Annotated in this window: 12 protein-coding genes and 1 pseudogene; 5 read left to right on the plus strand and 8 right to left on the minus strand. The window is 71.7% G+C overall.

Going from position 1 to position 16139, the window contains the following annotated elements:
* Nucleotides 1–83 precede the first annotated feature (83 nt).
* From ilvD to OG456_RS16155, 4 genes are all read right to left on the minus strand, one after another.
* The gene (gene ilvD / locus OG456_RS16140; protein ID WP_266561528.1) at nucleotides 84–1937 is read right to left on the minus strand and encodes a dihydroxy-acid dehydratase; all 1854 of its coding nucleotides are present in this window, start codon (nucleotides 1935–1937) and stop codon (nucleotides 84–86) included.
* Nucleotides 1938–2177: 240 nt separating this feature from the next.
* Nucleotides 2178–2810 carry a TetR family transcriptional regulator gene (locus tag OG456_RS16145; RefSeq protein ID WP_266561530.1) on the minus strand — a complete coding sequence of 211 codons (633 nt, stop codon included), beginning with the start codon at nucleotides 2808–2810 and terminating at the stop codon, nucleotides 2178–2180.
* Nucleotides 2807–3631: a sugar phosphate isomerase/epimerase gene (locus tag OG456_RS16150; protein ID WP_266561532.1), complete on the minus strand. Its 825-nt coding sequence runs from the start codon at nucleotides 3629–3631 to the stop codon at nucleotides 2807–2809. Before OG456_RS16150 ends, OG456_RS16145 begins: the two co-directional genes overlap by 4 nt.
* Before the next feature lie 188 nt (nucleotides 3632–3819).
* Entirely contained in the window at nucleotides 3820–4752 is a 933-nt protein-coding gene (locus OG456_RS16155) for a Ppx/GppA phosphatase family protein (protein ID WP_266561534.1), read from the minus strand.
* 71 nt (nucleotides 4753–4823) lie between these two features.
* Between OG456_RS16155 and OG456_RS16160 the strand changes: the two genes are divergently transcribed.
* Nucleotides 4824–5768, plus strand: a complete 945-nt coding sequence (locus OG456_RS16160; protein ID WP_266561536.1) for a hypothetical protein — start codon at nucleotides 4824–4826, stop codon at nucleotides 5766–5768.
* Between the two features lie 23 nt (nucleotides 5769–5791).
* Here OG456_RS16160 and OG456_RS16165 read toward each other — a convergent pair whose 3' ends face one another.
* Together OG456_RS16165 and OG456_RS16170 are read right to left on the minus strand one after the other, a co-directional pair.
* On the minus strand, nucleotides 5792–7510 hold the full coding sequence (locus OG456_RS16165; RefSeq protein WP_266561538.1) for a hypothetical protein: 1719 nt from the start codon (nucleotides 7508–7510) through the stop codon (nucleotides 5792–5794).
* Nucleotides 7511–7764: 254 nt separating this feature from the next.
* Nucleotides 7765–8979, minus strand: a complete 1215-nt coding sequence (locus OG456_RS16170; RefSeq protein ID WP_266560762.1) for an IS110 family transposase — start codon at nucleotides 8977–8979, stop codon at nucleotides 7765–7767.
* Between the two features lie 246 nt (nucleotides 8980–9225).
* On the opposite strand from OG456_RS16170, the gene radA reads away from it, so the two are divergent.
* On the plus strand, nucleotides 9226–10635 hold the full coding sequence (gene radA, locus OG456_RS16175) for a DNA repair protein RadA (protein ID WP_266561540.1): 1410 nt from the start codon (nucleotides 9226–9228) through the stop codon (nucleotides 10633–10635).
* Between the two features lie 112 nt (nucleotides 10636–10747).
* Nucleotides 10748–11872 carry a DNA integrity scanning diadenylate cyclase DisA gene (gene disA / locus OG456_RS16180; RefSeq protein ID WP_116511422.1) on the plus strand — a complete coding sequence of 375 codons (1125 nt, stop codon included), beginning with the start codon at nucleotides 10748–10750 and terminating at the stop codon, nucleotides 11870–11872.
* Between the two features lie 594 nt (nucleotides 11873–12466).
* Here disA and OG456_RS16185 read toward each other — a convergent pair.
* Nucleotides 12467–13267 (minus strand): hypothetical protein, encoded by an 801-nt coding sequence (locus OG456_RS16185; RefSeq protein WP_266561543.1) that lies wholly within the window; start codon nucleotides 13265–13267, stop codon nucleotides 12467–12469.
* A 186-nt stretch (nucleotides 13268–13453) separates the two neighbouring features.
* Here OG456_RS16185 and OG456_RS16190 point away from each other — a divergent pair, with 186 nt between their 5' ends.
* A complete protein-coding gene (locus OG456_RS16190; RefSeq protein ID WP_266561545.1) occupies nucleotides 13454–14095 on the plus strand; it encodes a phosphatase PAP2 family protein in 642 nt (213 codons plus the stop codon).
* Here the strand turns inward: OG456_RS16190 and OG456_RS16195 are convergent.
* Nucleotides 14096–14709: pseudogene (locus tag OG456_RS16195) on the minus strand (response regulator).
* 384 nt (nucleotides 14710–15093) lie between these two features.
* Between OG456_RS16195 and OG456_RS16200 the strand changes: the two are divergent.
* Complete coding sequence (locus OG456_RS16200) at nucleotides 15094–15990, plus strand: A/G-specific adenine glycosylase (RefSeq protein ID WP_266561547.1); 897 nt, start codon at nucleotides 15094–15096, stop codon at nucleotides 15988–15990.
* Nucleotides 15991–16139: the final 149 nt, after the last annotated feature.

Genomic DNA, 16139 nt, shown 5'->3' on the forward strand with positions numbered 1-16139 from the left:
GACCCAGCCCCCATAGCCAGACCCATGGCCACAGCCAGGGTCAGGCCACGGTTTCAACCAGAGGCGGCAGGCGGCCGGGGTTCTCAGCCCAGCTTCGAGACGTCGCGCACCGCGCCCTTGTCCGCGCTCGTTGCCATCGCGGCGTACGCGCGCAGGGCGGCCGAGACCTTGCGGTCGCGGGCGACCGGGGCGTAGACGCCGTTCAGGGCGGTGCGGCGGGTGGCCAGCTCGTCGTCGGAGACGAGGAGCTCGATCGAACGGTTCGGGATGTCGATGCGGATGCGGTCGCCGTCCTGGACGAGGGCGATCGTGCCGCCGGACGCCGCCTCGGGCGAGGCGTGGCCGATGGACAGGCCCGACGTGCCGCCGGAGAAGCGGCCGTCCGTGACCAGGGCGCAGGTCTTGCCGAGGCCGCGGCCCTTGAGAAACGACGTCGGGTAGAGCATCTCCTGCATGCCGGGGCCGCCCTTGGGACCCTCGTAGCGGATGACCACGACGTCGCCGTGCGTGATCTCCTTCTTGAGGATCTTGTCGACGGCGTCCTCCTGCGACTCGCAGACGACCGCCGGACCCTCGAACGTCCAGATCGACTCGTCGACGCCCGCCGTCTTCACGACGCAGCCGTCGACCGCCAGGTTGCCCCTGAGGACCGCGAGTCCGCCGTCCTTCGAGTACGCGTGTTCGGCGGACCGGATGCAGCCGTTCTCGGCGTCCATGTCGAGGGCCTCCCAGCGCTCCGACTGGGAGAACGCCTCCGCCGAGCGGACGCAGCCGGGGGCCGCGTGCCACATCTCGACGGCCTCCGCGGACGGGGAGCCAGCGCGCACGTCCCACGTCTTCATCCAGTCGGAGAGCGACGGGCTGTGGACGGAGTGGACGTCCTCGTTCAGGAGGCCGGCGCGGTGCAGCTCGCCCAGCAGGGCGGGGATGCCGCCGGCGCGGTGCACGTCCTCCATGTAGTACGTGCGGTCCTTCGCCACGTTCGGCGCGACCTTGGCGAGGCACGGCACGCGGCGCGAGACCTCGTTGATCTCGTCCAGGCCGAAGGCGACGCCCGCCTCCTGCGCGGCGGCCAGCAGGTGCAGGATCGTGTTGGTGGAGCCGCCCATCGCGATGTCGAGGGCCATGGCGTTCTGGAAGGCGGCGAAGGTGGCGACGTTACGCGGCAGGACCGACTCGTCGTCCTCCTCGTAGTACCGGCGCGTGATGTCCATGACGGTGCGGGCCGCGTTCTCGTACAGCGCCTTGCGGGCCGTGTGCGTCGCGAGGACCGTGCCGTTGCCGGGGAGGGAGAGGCCGATGGCCTCCGTCAGGCAGTTCATCGAGTTGGCCGTGAACATGCCGGAACAGGAGCCGCAGGTCGGACAGGCGTTCTCCTCGATACGGAGGATGTCCTCGTCCGAGATCTTGTCGTTCACGGCGTCGGAGATCGCGTCGACCAGGTCGAGCGTGCGGACCGTGCCGTCGACCAGGGTGGCGCGGCCGGACTCCATCGGGCCGCCGGAGACGAAGACCGTCGGGATGTTCAGGCGCAGGGCCGCCATCAGCATGCCGGGCGTGATCTTGTCGCAGTTCGAGATGCAGATCAGGGCGTCGGCGCAGTGCGCCTCGACCATGTACTCGACGCTGTCCGCGATGAGGTCGCGGGAGGGGAGCGAGTAGAGCATGCCGCCGTGGCCCATCGCGATGCCGTCGTCGACGGCGATCGTGTTGAACTCGCGCGCGATGCCGCCCGCCGCCGTGATCGCGTCGGAGACGATGCGGCCGACCGGCTGGAGGTGGGTGTGGCCGGGCACGAACTCGGTGAACGAGTTGGCCACGGCGATGATCGGCTTCCGGCCGATGTCCGCACCGGGTACCCCGGAGGCGCGCATAAGGGCGCGTGCGCCCGCCATGTTGCGTCCGTGGGTGACTGTGCGGGACCTCAGCTCGGGCATCGTCGCTCGCTCCTTCAAGGGCCCGTTCAGGGGCCCGTGCGGCAGATAGGGCTGCTATTGAGCGTACGCCGCCGATCCAAGATCCGGACAGGGTGTCCGGAATACGGGACGCGCGTCTCGCTGTACGTGCCCCCGACTGGGGTGTCCCGTACGGACACCCCGGCCCTCGCGTCCCGTCCGGGCGCCCGGTGGCCGGGTCTCGCGACGGTTCGGGTGGGGTATGCCAGGTGGGGGCGTGCGTCACTCCCCCGTCAGATGCCCCTGCACCACCGGTGCCACCCGCTCGACGATCCGCTCCACGTCCGCCGACGCCAGCGGTTCCACCTTGATCACGTAGCGCAGCATCGCGGTCCCCACCAGCTGCGCCGCCGCCAGCTCCGCCCTGAGCTCGGCCTCCTCGGGCGGCAGGTCCAGCCGCCGGGCGATCTTCCGCATCAGCTGTACGGCGACCAGGCGCCGGAAGACGGCCGCCGCGGTCTCGTTGTTCACGGCCGAGCGGACGATCGCGAGGAGCGGGGTGCGGGTCGCCGGGTTCTCCCACACGGAGAAGATGAAGCGGGTGAGGCGCTCGCCGACGCCGTCCAGCGGCCCGTCCTCGATCGCGGCCGGTGCGTCCAGGGCGGGGGCGAGGGCGACCTCGATGGACGCCTCGAAGACCTGCTCCTTCGTACCGAAGTAGTGGTGCACCAGCGCCCCGTCCACGCCCGCCGCCTTGGCGATGCCGCGTACCGACGTCTTCTCGTAACCGCGCTCGGAGAACTCCGCGCGGGCCGCCTCCAGGATGCGGTCGCGGGTCGCGGGCCCGGCCGCCTCCGTCTGCGAACGGGAGGGCCGCCCCCTGCGGCGTACGGGAGGGACGTCCGGGTCGGTCATGAGCGGGGGACCCGGACCGACGACGCGAGGTGCAGGCGGGTGAAGGCGAGGGCCTCGGCGAGGTCGGCCTCACGTTCGGCGCTGGACATGGCGCGGCGGGTGTTGACCTCGATCACGACGTGCCCGTCGAAGCCGGTCAGGGCGAGGCGCTCCAGGAGCTCGGCGCAGGGCTGCGTGCCGCGGCCGGGGACCAGGTGCTCGTCCTTCGCCGATCCCCTGCCGTCCGCGAGATGGACGTGGCCGAGGCGGTCGCCCATGCGGTCGATCATCGACAGCGCGTCGGTGCGGGCCGTCGCGGTGTGGCTGAGGTCGATCGTGAAGTGCCGGTAGTCGTCCTTGGTGACGTCCCAGTCGGGGGCGTACGCGAGCATCTCGCGGTCGCGGTAGCGCCAGGGGTACATGTTCTCGACAGCGAAGCGGACGTCCGTCTCGTCGGCCATGCGCCAGATGCCGTCGACGAAGTCGCGCGCGTACTGGCGCTGCCAGCGGAAGGGCGGGTGGACGACGACCGTGGACGCGCCCAGCTTCTCGGCCGCCGACTTCGCGCGCTGGAGCTTGGTCCACGGGTCCGTGGACCAGACGCGCTGCGTGATCAGCAGACAGGGCGCGTGCACGGCGAGGATCGGGACCCGGTGGTAGTCGGAGAGCCGGCGCAGGGCCTCGATGTCCTGGCTGACGGGGTCGGTCCAGACCATGACCTCGACGCCGTCGTAGCCCAGGCGTGCCGCGATCTCGAAGGCCGTCGCCGTCGACTCCGGATAGACCGAGGCCGTCGACAGGGCGACCTTCGCATCCGGGATGCGCACCACTGGTTCTGCCACGGAGACAGAGTACGGGCCCCGGCTGAGCCCCGGGGAGGTGGTCGGCCCGCGGGTGCTGTGGGGTGCGCCTCAGTACGGGGCCCGTACTGCAGGGCGGGCCCCGGGCGGGCGGACCCGGGCGGCGACGGGAGCCGCCGCGGCGCGGCTGTCCGTGGCCGCGCCCCGGCCTCCGGCTGCGGTACGTCCCGTCAGACCGCCGGCATGTGGTCGAGCCGCCTGAGGATCACGCCCTCCCGGAGCGCCCAGGGGCAGACCTCCAGGGTCTCGACCCCGAACAGGTCCATGGCCCCCTCCGCCACCAGCGCGCCCGCGAGCAGCTGGCCCGCGCGGCCCTCCGAGACCCCGGGGAGCTCGGCGAGCTCCGCCTCCGTCATCGCGGCCAGGCGCGGCACCCAGTCCTCCAGGGACTTGCGCTTCAGCTCCCGCTGGACGTACAGGCCCTCGGTGGAGCGGGCCGCTCCGGCCAGACGCGCGAGCTGCTTGAACGTCTTGGACGTGGCCACGACGTGATCGGGCTTGCCGAAGCGCGTGAACTCGCCGACCGAGCGCGCGATCTGCGCGCGTACATGCCTGCGCAGTGCCTTGATGTCCGCGGGGTCCGGGGGGTCGCCCGGCAGCCAGCCCGCCGTCAGGCGCCCCGCACCGAGCGGCAGCGACACCGCGGCGTCGGGCTCCTCGTCGATGCCGTACGCGATCTCGAGGGAGCCGCCGCCGATGTCCAGGACGAGCAGTTTCCCGGCCGACCAGCCGAACCAGCGGCGGGCCGCGAGGAAGGTGAGCCGGGCCTCCTCCTCGCCGGTGAGGACGCGCAGCTCGACGCCGGTGTCCTCCTTGACCCGGGCGAGGACCTCGTCGGCGTTGCTGGCCTCGCGTACGGCCGAGGTGGCGAAGGGCACGAGGTCCTCGACGCCCTTGTCCTCGGCCGCCTCCAGGGCGTCCCGCACGGTGGCGGTCAGCCGGGCCACGCCGTCGGGGCCGATGGCGCCGCGGTCGTCGAGGAGTTGCGCGAGCCGCAGCTCCGCCTTGTGCGAGTGCGCGGGCAGCGGGCGCGCGCCCGGGTGCGCGTCCACCACAAGCAAGTGCACCGTGTTCGAACCCACGTCGAGGACACCGAGTCTCATATACGGAACGCTACTGCGCGTAGGGCGGGCGTCAGTCCCCGAGGGCACCGGAGCGCGCTTACCCTGGAACTGTGCCAAAGACGAAAAAGGCGAACGCCGACAAGAGCGACAAGCGCGGTAAGAGCGACAAGGAAGCCAAGTCGGCCACTAAGCCGTCGAAGGCGCCGAAGTCCAAGGAATCAGGGACGGAGCGGTCCGGGACGAAGGGTTCATCGCCAAAGGTGTCATCGCGGAAGGTGTCGTCGCGGAAAGGTTCCGCCCCTGACGAGAAGGGTCTGGACTTCGCCCGCGCCTGGGTCGAGTTCCCCGACCCCGCGGACGACGAGCAGATCTTCCGCTGCGACCTGACGTGGCTGACTTCGCGCTGGAGCTGCATCTTCGGGAGCGGCTGCCAGGGCATCCAGGCGGGCCGCGCGGACGACGGCTGCTGCACGCTCGGCGCCCACTTCTCCGACGAGGACGACGAGAAGCGCGTCGCCGGGTTCGTGGAGCGGCTCACGCCCGACATCTGGCAGAACCACGAGGTCGGTACGGAGACGGGCTGGGTCTCCAAGGACGAGGACGGCGAGCGCCAGACCCGCCCGTACAACGGCTCGTGCATCTTCCAGAACCGGCCCGGCTTCGAGGGCGGCGCGGGCTGCTCTCTGCACATCCTGGCGCTCAAGGAGGGCCGCGAGCCCCTGGAGACCAAGCCGGACGTGTGCTGGCAGCTGCCGGTCCGCCGGACCTACGAGTGGATCGACCGGCCCGACGACACCCGCGTGCTCCAGGTGTCCATCGGTGAGTACGACCGCCGCGGCTGGGGCCCGGGCGGCCACGATCTGCACTGGTGGTGCACCTCGGCGACGTCGGCCCACGGGGCGGGCGACCCGGTGTACGTCTCCTACCGGCCCGAGCTGACCGAGCTCATGGGCAAGGAGGGCTACGACCGTCTCGCCGAGCTGTGCGAGGAGCGCCTGGCCTCCCAGCTGCCGCTGCTCGCGCCGCATCCGGCGGATCCCACCACCGCTTCCTGAGAACTGCCCCCGCCGGGCCCGCGCTAGCCGCCGCTCGGGCTCGCGCCGCCGCCGTCGCCCGGCGGCGGTGACGAGTCCGTGGGGGCCGACGGGCTCGGTGACGGGTCGGACGGCGTGGGGCTCTGGTCGGACGGTGTGGGGTGCGGGTCGGACGGGCCCGGGTCGGAGGGCGTGGGGTCGGACGGGCCGGGGCCTGGGTTTCCCGTGTTCGTCGGGTCGGGGCCCGGGTCCGAGGTGCCGGGGTGCGAGGGGCCCGAACTCCCGTGTCCCTCTATTGAGATGACTGCCCCTGAGGGGTCGATGCCGATGCGCGCCGACCAGTGACCGGCGGGCTCCCGGTCGTGATCGACGTACACCCGGATCGTGAACGACTCTCCGGGCCGCAGGGTTCCCGACGTGCTCGTCAGGTAGAGCCAGCCGGCTCCGGTGTGTGCGGACCAGTGGACCGGTGAACTCCCGGACGCCGTCAGCGTGATGAGGGTCGCGGAGCCGCTCGGCTGCGCCTCCACGGTGAGCCGGCCCGGGCCGGACTGCGAGGGCCCGCCGGGGCTGATGACCTCCACGGAGACGTCCGGGGAGCGGCTGCCCGCGGTGAAACGCGGGTCGGGGGTCGTGCGCGCGTTGCCCGCGTTCTCGTAGGCACCGTCCGCGCGGTTGCCGTCGAGCCCGCCCGGGTCGCCGGCCTCGCTCGCGCTGATCGAGCGCCCGTCCTGACCCTCGCCCGTCTGCGGCGCCCCCCGGTACGCCGCCCACAGCGCCAGCACCGGGGCGGCCACGACGGTGGCGACGACCGTCGTCGTGACGGCACGCGCGCGCAGCCGGTCCCGGCGGGCCGCCCTGTCCTTGGGGTCCATCGGGAAGCCGCGCCGGTCGAAGCGGGGGGCCGCGCCTCGCTGGGGGCGGTCGGCGTGGGCCATCGCCCGGTGCAGGGCCGCGCGCGGGGCCGTGGCGAGGGGCAGGGCGGCCGGGGTGACGGCCGTGCCGGGCCAGGCGCCGGGGGCGGCGCGCTCGGCGGTGCGGCGGCAGCGGGGGCAGTCGTCGACGTGCCGGACCAGTTCGCGGCGCAGGGCGGAGCTCAGCAGCAGCTGGTTGTCTCCGGTGAGGCGGGCGACGCTCGGGCAGGTGCCTGTCTCCACCACGGCGAGGGCCGCGCGGGTGCGTTCCACCTCGCAGGCGGCGGAGGCGAGCAGTTCCCGGGTGAGACCCGGGTCCGTGCCCAGTGCGGCGGCGACCTCTCGGGGCGACAGCTGATGCCGTACGGCCAGCTCCAGCGCCTCGCGCTGCTCGGGCGTCGTACCGGCGGCCTCCGGCCAGGCCAGGAGCGCGAGCTCTCGGCGGCGCTGCGCCTGGATCTCTTCGGAAGGGGCCTCTTTGGCGTGCGGGGCTTCGGGGTGGGGCCGGCCCGAGGCGTGCGCCCCCTGTCTGCGGCGCTTCGCCTCCGTCAGGGCCCGCAGGCACGACCAGCGCGCGAGCGCGTACAGCCACGCCTTACGGTCGCTCTCGGTTTCGGGGCCGCGGGAGCCGCGGCGTTCGGCGAGCGCCAAGGCATCGCCCAGCGCCGCGATGGCGTCGTCGTGATCGCACAGAACGGACAGGCAGTACGTGAACAGGCCGTCCAGATAAGGCTCGTAGCGCGATGTCGGGCGCTGGGTCACGGTCCGCGGCGCAGGTCGCCCGCGCCCGTCGCGGTGCGCCCGGTGTGCGCCGGTGGTCTGCGTGGGGGTTTCCGGCCTGCTGGTCATCACCCGTGCGACCGTAGGCGGGTGGTGCCGCACCCTTCCTCCCCCTTGGGGACATTTAATCCGTACGGGTGAAACGATCCCTCAAAAGAGGACGGGAATTCCAAATTCCGTCCAGGGGAACATGCGCTCGGCGCATATATGTGCGCCGGGGCGCACGGGAGCACGCCCGGCGCAGGGCCCTCCCGGGCAGCGGCGGGAAGGCCTCGGGGGCGGCGGGGTGGTGGTCGGCGCTGCGTTGATGCTCCTATTGGCTGTCAAGCGGCAGTGAGCCACTCGCGGTAGGCGTGGGCGAGGTTGTCGTCTCGGCGGGTTCCGCGTTCGAGGGTGGAGATGGTGGCGGGCCAGACTCCGAGGTGTTGGGCTGCGGCGGTGAGGGTGAGGTTCTTCGATTGCCTCAGGGGGCGTAGGTCTGCGATGCCGGGGACGGCGACTTTGGTGGTCAGGCAGCGGAATATCTCCCGGGCGATGGCTCGCTTCAGGAGTCGGATGGTCTCCTTCTTCGTGCGGCCGGCGGCGATTTGTCGCTCCACGTAGGCGCGGGTGCGGGTGTCGCTGGCCATGCGGACCAGAGCGATGCGGTAGAGAGCCGCGTTGGCTGCCCGGTCACCGCCTCGTGACAGGCGGTGCCGGTTGGTCTTGCCGCTGGAGGCGGGGACGGGTGCGGCTCCGCAGAGGGCGGCGAATGCCGCCTCGGTGCGCATCCGGTCGGGATTGCCTCCGGCGCTGACCAGGAGCTGGGCGGCGGTGTCGGGGCCGACTCCGTGGGTGGCTCGCAGGCCGGGATTGTGGTCGGTGACCTCCTTGTCCAGGGTGCGGGTCAGGGCCTCGTGTTCGGCGGTGAGGTCCTTGACACGTCGGGCGAGGCTTTTGAGCGCGGTGAGGACCGCGACGTGGACCGTGTCACCGGTCGGCCGTATCCGGGCCAGGGTCTCGGTGCGGTTGGTTCCCTTGAGCTGCCCGTATTTGGCGCGGATGCCTTCGGGCGCGGTGACGAGAATCTGCCCGATCTGGTTGAGGGCCGCGGTGCGTGCCTTGATGGCGGAGCGGGCGGCGTTGTGCAGGGCACGTATGCCGGCGACGGTGTCGTCTTTGGGTGCGCTGGAGGCCCGGCCGGACAGGGCGGCCCTGGCGGCCGCGTAGGCGTCGATGGGGTCGGACTTGCCGGTGCGGCGGCGTTCGGCCCGGTCCGGCCGGTTCACCTCGAAGACCCGGTGTCCGTGTGAGCGGGCGGCGCGGGTGAAGCCCGCTCCGTAGGAAGCGGTGCCTTCCACGCCGAGGGCGAGTACGCGGCCGTGGGCGTCGAGATAGGCCAGGGCCGCGGCGTATCCGGCGCCTGTGGTGGTGAACTCGGCGTCCGCGAGGTGGCTGCCGTTACTGCTGATGACTGCGACGTGGAGGGTGTCGGCATGGGAGTCGACCCCTCCGAAGACCTCCTGGACCGCCGCGTCCTGCGTGCCCGCTGATGTCATGCTGATGGTGCCTTCCCAGCCGAAGGTGGGCGCCGGCCGGGTGGCGCAGACAAGACATTGAGGGGGCTTCTGACCAAGCTCCTATGAGGTCATGTTCCACCCGGCCGGAGCCATGAGAACAGGTCCCGATGGCCGGACAGAACAACTTGAGGACAGTCCAGCAGGACGTCAGTCAGTGGCAGAGTCACGACCATCGGAACCTGAGTACCACCATCAATGTCAGTGGTCTCGGTTACGGTTCCGTGCATGGCTGCCCGTACGAAATCCGGCAAGGACCGGCCGTCCTACCGCTGCACCGAGTGTGGCTGGCAGACGGCGAAATGGCTGGGTCGCTGCGGCGAGTGCCAGGCGTGGGGGACGGTCGAGGAGTACGGCGCGCCCGCCGTGCGGACGACCGCGCCCGGCCGGGTCACGACGTCCGCCGTCCCGATCGGCCAGGTCGACGCCCGGCAGGCCACCGCCCGCTCCACCGGCGTGCCCGAGCTCGACCGGGTCCTCGGCGGGGGCCTCGTCCCCGGCGCCGTCGTCCTGGTCGCGGGCGAGCCCGGTGTCGGCAAGTCCACCCTCCTGCTCGACGTCGCCGCCAAGGCCGCCAGCGACGAGCACCGCACCCTGTACGTCACGGGCGAGGAGTCGGCCAGCCAGGTCCGGATGCGCGCCGACCGCATCAAGGCGATCGACGACCATCTGTATCTCGCCGCCGAGACAGATCTGTCCGCGGTCCTCGGCCACTTGGACGCCGTCAAGCCCAGCCTCCTGATCATGGACTCCGTGCAGACCGTCGCCTCCCCCGAGATCGACGGCGCCCCCGGTGGCATGGCCCAGGTCCGCGAGGTCGCCGGCGCCCTGATCCGCGCCTCCAAGGAGCGCGGCATGGCCACCCTCCTCGTGGGTCACGTCACCAAGGACGGCGCCATCGCCGGACCCCGCCTCCTCGAGCACCTCGTGGACGTCGTCCTCTCCTTCGAAGGCGACCGGCACGCGCGCCTTCGCCTCGTACGCGGCGTGAAGAACCGGTACGGGACGACCGACGAGGTCGGCTGCTTCGAGCTGCACGACGAAGGCATCACCGGACTCGCCGACCCCAGCGGGCTGTTCCTCACCCGCCGCGACGAACCCGTCCCGGGCACTTGCCTCACCGTCACCCTGGAGGGGCGGCGGCCTCTCGTCGCCGAGGTTCAGGCCCTCACCGTCGACTCCCAGATCCCGTCCCCTCGGCGCACCACATCCGGCCTGGAGACGTCCCGCGTCTCGATGATGCTCGCCGTCCTCGAGCAGCGCGGGCGGATCAGCGCCCTGGGAAAGCGGGACATCTACTCCGCGACCGTCGGCGGCGTGAAGCTCTCCGAGCCCGCCGCGGACCTCGCCATCGCCCTCGCCCTCGCCAGCGCCGCCAGCGACACCCCGCTCCCCAAGAACCTCGTGGCGATCGGTGAAGTCGGCCTCGCGGGCGAGGTCAGACGGGTGACCGGCGTGCAGCGCCGGCTCGCCGAGGCGCACCGGCTCGGCTTCACCCACGCCCTCGTGCCGAGCGATCCGGGCAAGGTGCCGGCCGGCATGAAGGTCACCGAAGTCGCCGACATGGGGGACGCTCTGCGCGTGCTGCCCAGGAGCCGTCACCGAGAGGCCCCACGGGAGACGGAGGAGCGCCGGTAGACTTTGCCCTGGTCTCGCCCGTGCGTACGAACCCTGGGCATTCAAGATCTGCGCGTTCCGCAAGATCTGGGACTTCTGCGATATCTGCGACATCTGCGACCGGAGGAGTGCAGTGGCAGCCAACGACCGGGCAGCAGCTCCCGGCAAGTCCGGCGGGAGCTCCGGTGCCGATGGGCTGATGCGCGCCTCACTGAGCGCGGTCGCGCCCGGTACGGCGCTGCGTGACGGCCTCGAGCGAATCCTCCGCGGCAACACCGGCGGACTCATCGTTCTCGGCTGGGACAAGACCGTCGAGTCGATGTGTACCGGCGGTTTCATCCTGGACGTCGAGTTCACCGCGACGCGTCTGCGCGAGCTGTGCAAGCTCGACGGCGGCATCGTCATCGACAAGGACATCACCAAGATCCTTCGGGCGGGCGTCCAGTTGGTGCCCGACCCCACGATCCCCACGGAGGAGACGGGCACGCGGCACCGCACCGCGGACCGGGTGAGCAAGCAGGTCAGCTTCCCCGTGGTCTCGGTGTCGCAGTCGATGCGGCTCATCGCCCTTTACGTGGACGGGCAGCGGCGCGTCCTCGAGGACTCGGCCGCGATTCTCTCGCGTGCGAATCAGGCGCTCGCCACTCTTGAGCGGTACAAGCTCCGCTTGGACGAGGTGGCCGGGACGCTCTCCGCGCTCGAGATCGAGGATCTCGTGACCGTGCGTGATGTGACCGCGGTCGCGCAGCGGCTGGAGATGGTGAGGCGCATCGCCACCGAGATCGCCGAGTACGTGGTGGAGCTCGGGACGGATGGTCGGCTGCTCGCCCTTCAGCTCGACGAGTTGATCGCCGGGGTGGAGCCCGAGCGGGAGCTCGTCGTTCGGGACTATGTGCCCGAACCTACAGCCAAGCGGTCCCGCACTGTCGACGAGGCGCTGTTCGAGCTCGACGCCCTGACGCATGCCGAGCTTCTCGAACTGCCCACTGTGGCACGCGCGTTGGGGTACACCGGGTCTCCGGAGACTCTGGACTCGGCCGTTTCGCCTCGCGGGTTCCGGCTGTTGGCGAAGGTGCCTCGGCTGCCCGGGGCCATCATTGACCGGCTTGTCGAGCACTTCGGGGGGCTGCAGAAGCTGCTCGCCGCCAGCGTCGATGATCTGCAGGCCGTGGACGGCGTCGGGGAGGCCCGTGCCCGGAGCGTGCGGGAAGGGCTCTCGCGGTTGGCCGAGTCGTCGATCCTGGAGCGGTACGTCTAGGGGTTCTTCCAGGGGTACCTGGGGGCGTCTCTCGGGGCTGCTTGCGGGGCCTGGGGCTGGGGCGGGGTCCCGACACTGCAGCCCGGTGGGCTCGCCCCGCCGTCTTAGGGCGCGCGCCGCGGGGCGTCTCTTGGGGTTGCTTGCAGGGCCTGGGGCGGGGTCCCGAGTGCGGCCTGGTGGGCTCGCCCCGCCGTCTTCGGGCGCGGGACGCGGGGCGTCTCTCGTGGCTGCTTGCAGGGCCTGGGGCTGGGTCCCGAGTGCGGCCCGGTGGGCTCGCCCCGCCGTCTTCGGGCGCGGGACCGCGCCGGGATGTACGTGCTCGCTGTTCTACGGGGCCTCGTCACCCAGCTGATTACCTGTACGTGGTGCTGGTGGCTCCGCGCGCACATCCCGCCACGGCCCCTCCCGTTTCGTACGCGGCCGCCGGCCGGTGAAGCGCGTGTTGGCCCGTCCCGTTTCGCACGCGGCTGATCCGGTGGGGCGCTCGCTGGACCGTCCGTCTCGTACGCGGCCGATCGCCAGTGGGGCGCTCGTTGGCCCGTGCCTCTGGGCGCGTGGGTTCCCGCTGATCGTTTCGTCAGAGGGCTGGTGGTGTCAGTCCTTGGCCAGTACGAAGGATGCCTGAGCCTTGGGGAGTTGGGGTGCCTTTGCCTCTACCAGGTAGGTGCCTGGCGTTGCCGGGCCCGTCTTCGGGGTTGCACACTCGGGGGCGCTGGCCTTGCGGTCCCACTCGATGGTCTGCGTGATGTGGGCGCCTGCCGGTACGCGCAGCAGGACGCTGCCGGCGCCCTTGGGGCAGTCCGCGGAGGACCAGATCTCGGTGTCGCTGGACGCTTGAGTGATCGTCAGGACCGCGCTCTTCGGGCCCAGATCGACCTTGCAGTCCTTCGCCGTCGTGTTCTTGGCGGCCAGCTCGAACTTCGGCTTCTCGCCCGGCGCGTACGAGTTGTGGACGCTGCGCAGCGTCAGCGTCACGCCGCCTGTCGTGCAGTCGGGGAGGCTTGAGCCCGCGGGGAGCCGGTCGCCCGCGCCGGTGCCGCCCTTCGCGCCGTCGTCGGATCCCGCCCCTGAGCCGGCCGAGCCGGAGCCCGAGCCCGAAGCGTCGCCGTTGGCGCCGTCGGAGGAGCCGTCGTCACCACCGGCGCCCGACTCGTCGCGGCCGCCCGGGTGTTGGCTGATCGCCGGTCCGGACCCGGAGGGGCCGGGCGTGATGGAGGAGGGCGCGGTGTCCTTGCCGTTCGAGCCACCGGCGCCGGTCTTGCTCCCTCCGCCACCGGAGTTGACGGCCCATACGATCAGCAGCGCGAGCAGCGCCACCATGGACAGCAGAACGGCCCTCCGTCGCCAGTAAATGGTGGAGGGAAGCGGCCCGATCGGATTGCGCAGAGATCCCACGGCGCAAACTGTACGAGAGATCCGTCCGTTCTCCCGCCCCCACCCGCCGCCACGGCCCCTGAGTTTTGCGGATCATAGTCCCGGGCGGCGGTTTCGGCGCGGGGACAACCCCCTGTCTTTCGTCAGGTACGGGACGAGACCATCGCGGGATGTGATGGTGCTGGGGCATTACGTACGGTCCGTGTCATGGGAATCTTCGACTCCGGCCTCTATCGCGACATCACCGGCTTCGCCCACGACACCCCGTCGTGGTTCCAGCACCTCATGGAGGTGTTCACCGAGCTGGGGCTGTTGGTCTTCGCCGTGCTCTTCGTCGCCGCCTGGTGGCGGGCCCGGCGCGGTGATCCACAGGCCCTGGCCGTCGCGGTGCTCGCCCCTCTGGCCACCGGCGTCGCCTATGCGTGCAGCGAGCTGGTCAAGTCCGGTGTCGACGAAGAGCGTCCCTGCCGGGCCGTTTCCGGCGCCCTGACCTCTCTTGTCGCGTGTCCGCCTCATGGCGACTGGTCGTTCCCCAGCAACCACGCCACCATCGCGGCCGCCGCCGCCGTCGGCCTCATCCTCGCCTGGCCCGCCATCGGCCGGCTCACCATCCCTCTCGCCCTCCTCATGGCCTTCTCCCGCGTCTTCGTCGGCGTCCACTACCCGCACGACGTGGCGGTGGGGCTGGCGGTCGGGGCCCTTGTCTCGTTCGTCGTGGTGCGGCTCTGTGCGGGGAGTGGGGCTCGGGTCGTCGTGGCCATGCGGGGGTCCGGGAGCGGGGTTGTCCGCTGGTTCGCCGGGGCGGGGGCGGTGAGCGGGTATGCGGCCGTCGGCGGTCATCGACGGTGATCAGACCAGGCCCGCCTCGTACGCCACGATGGCCGCCTGCACTCTGTTCCTGACCTCCAGACGGTCCGGGACCGCGCGCACGTAGGCCTTCACCGTGCCCTCCACCAGGTGCAGGCGGCACGCGATCTCCGGGTTCGAGAGGCCCGCGCCCACCAGGCCCAGCACCTGCCGTTCGCGTGGGGTGAGCGCGGCCACGCGGGCCCTGACCGCTGTCTCTCGGCCCAGGCGCTGTGCCCCGAAGCCGTCGATGACGTGACGCGCCACCTTCGGTGACAGGAACGCGGCGCCGTCCGCCACCGCTCTGACCCCCGCCATCAGTTCATGCGGGTCACCGGGCTTGAGGAGGAATCCGGTGGCCCCGCCGGCCAGGGCACGCCACGTACGCGTCCTCCGAGAACGTCGTCGGCATCGCCACCGCCGCGCCCGGCAGGCCTCGTACCATCTCCTCCGCCGCCGCCAGGCCGTCCAGGCGCGGCATACGGATGTCCAGGAGCGCCACGTCGGGGGGGGTGGGCCTGCGCCAGGCTCACCGCCTCGCGGCCGTCCGCCGCCTCCGCCACCACCTCGAAGTCGCCGCCCGCCGCGAGGATCGCGCTCACGCCCGCCCGGATCATCGCCTCGTCGTCCGCCAGCAGGACTCGGACATCTCGCCCCCTCCCGCTTCTGTGCCTGCACCTGGTCTGTCGTGCCTGCTGGTGCGGTGCAGGGCTGTCGCGGCGGCGAGCGCCGCGAGGCCGGTGAACTGCGCCCACAGCGGGCTTCGCTCCAGGCCGAGGCGCTCAGCGGCGGCGACGGGGCCGGGGACGGCCAGGGCCGCCCAGAGCAGGGGCCCGTACTGCGGGCTGGAGGTCTCACATCTGCCGAAGGTACAAGCGCCGGCCGGGTCGCCGCCCCTGCCGATCGTCAGGGTGCGCGTCAAGCGAACGAGGCCGAGCCAACCCGTTTGCGTCACAGCGCCGCCACGCCGTCCCCGCTCCCCATGGCAGGATCGTCCTGCCATGACTGCGCCCACGAACACCAGCACCGAGTCCCTGCACGCTCCCGTCATCGACTGGTTCGCGGAGAATGCCCGCGACCTGCCGTGGCGCCGCCCCGACGCGGGTCCCTGGGGCGTGATGGTCAGCGAGTTCATGCTCCAGCAGACGCCGGTGAGCCGCGTCCTCCCCGTGTACGAGCAGTGGCTCGCGCGGTGGCCGCGCCCCGCCGATCTGGCCAAGGAGGCGCCCGGCGAGGCCGTGCGCGCCTGGGGCAGGCTCGGCTATCCCCGCCGCGCGCTGCGGCTGCACGGCGCCGCCGTCGCCATAACGGAGCGGCACAGCGGCGACGTACCCTCCGCTCACTCGCAACTGCTCGCGCTGCCCGGCATCGGCGAGTACACGGCCGCCGCCGTGGCCTCCTTCGCGTACGGGCAGCGGCACGCCGTCCTCGACACGAACGTACGGCGCGTGTTCGCGCGGGCCGTGAGCGGTGTGCAGTACCCGCCGAACGCCACGACCGCGGCCGAACGCAAGCTCGCCCGCTCCCTGTTGCCCGAGCAGGAGTCGACGGCCTCGCGGTGGGCCGCCGCCTCCATGGAGCTCGGCGCCCTCATCTGCACGGCGAAGAACGAGAGTTGCCACCGCTGCCCCATCGCCGCCCAGTGCGCGTGGCGGCTCGCCGGCAAGCCCGACCACGTGGGTCCGCCGCGCCGCGGGCAGGCGTACGCGGGCACGGACCGGCAGGTGCGCGGGAAGCTGCTGGCCGTGCTGCGGGAAGCCGTGTCGCCGGTTCCCCAGGCGGCGTTGGACCGCGTGTGGGACGAGCCGGTGCAGCGGGCGCGCGCCCTCGACGGGCTCGTGGCGGACGGGCTCGTGGAGCCGCTGCCGGACGGTTTCTACCGGCTGCCGCTGAGTTGACGGGCGTACGGGTTTACCCACGACTTACGTCTGTTACACAACCGACGGCCAGCCGTGCGCCCTCCGCAGGCTGAAGCGGACAACCCCGTGACAACGCCTCCGTAGCTTCTCCCGTGTACCGATCACCTACAGGTGACGGACAGGGAAAG

It is taken from the genome of Streptomyces sp. NBC_01446 (assembly GCF_026340095.1).
In the GTDB taxonomy this organism is placed as follows: Bacteria; Actinomycetota; Actinomycetes; order Streptomycetales; family Streptomycetaceae; genus Streptomyces; species Streptomyces aureus.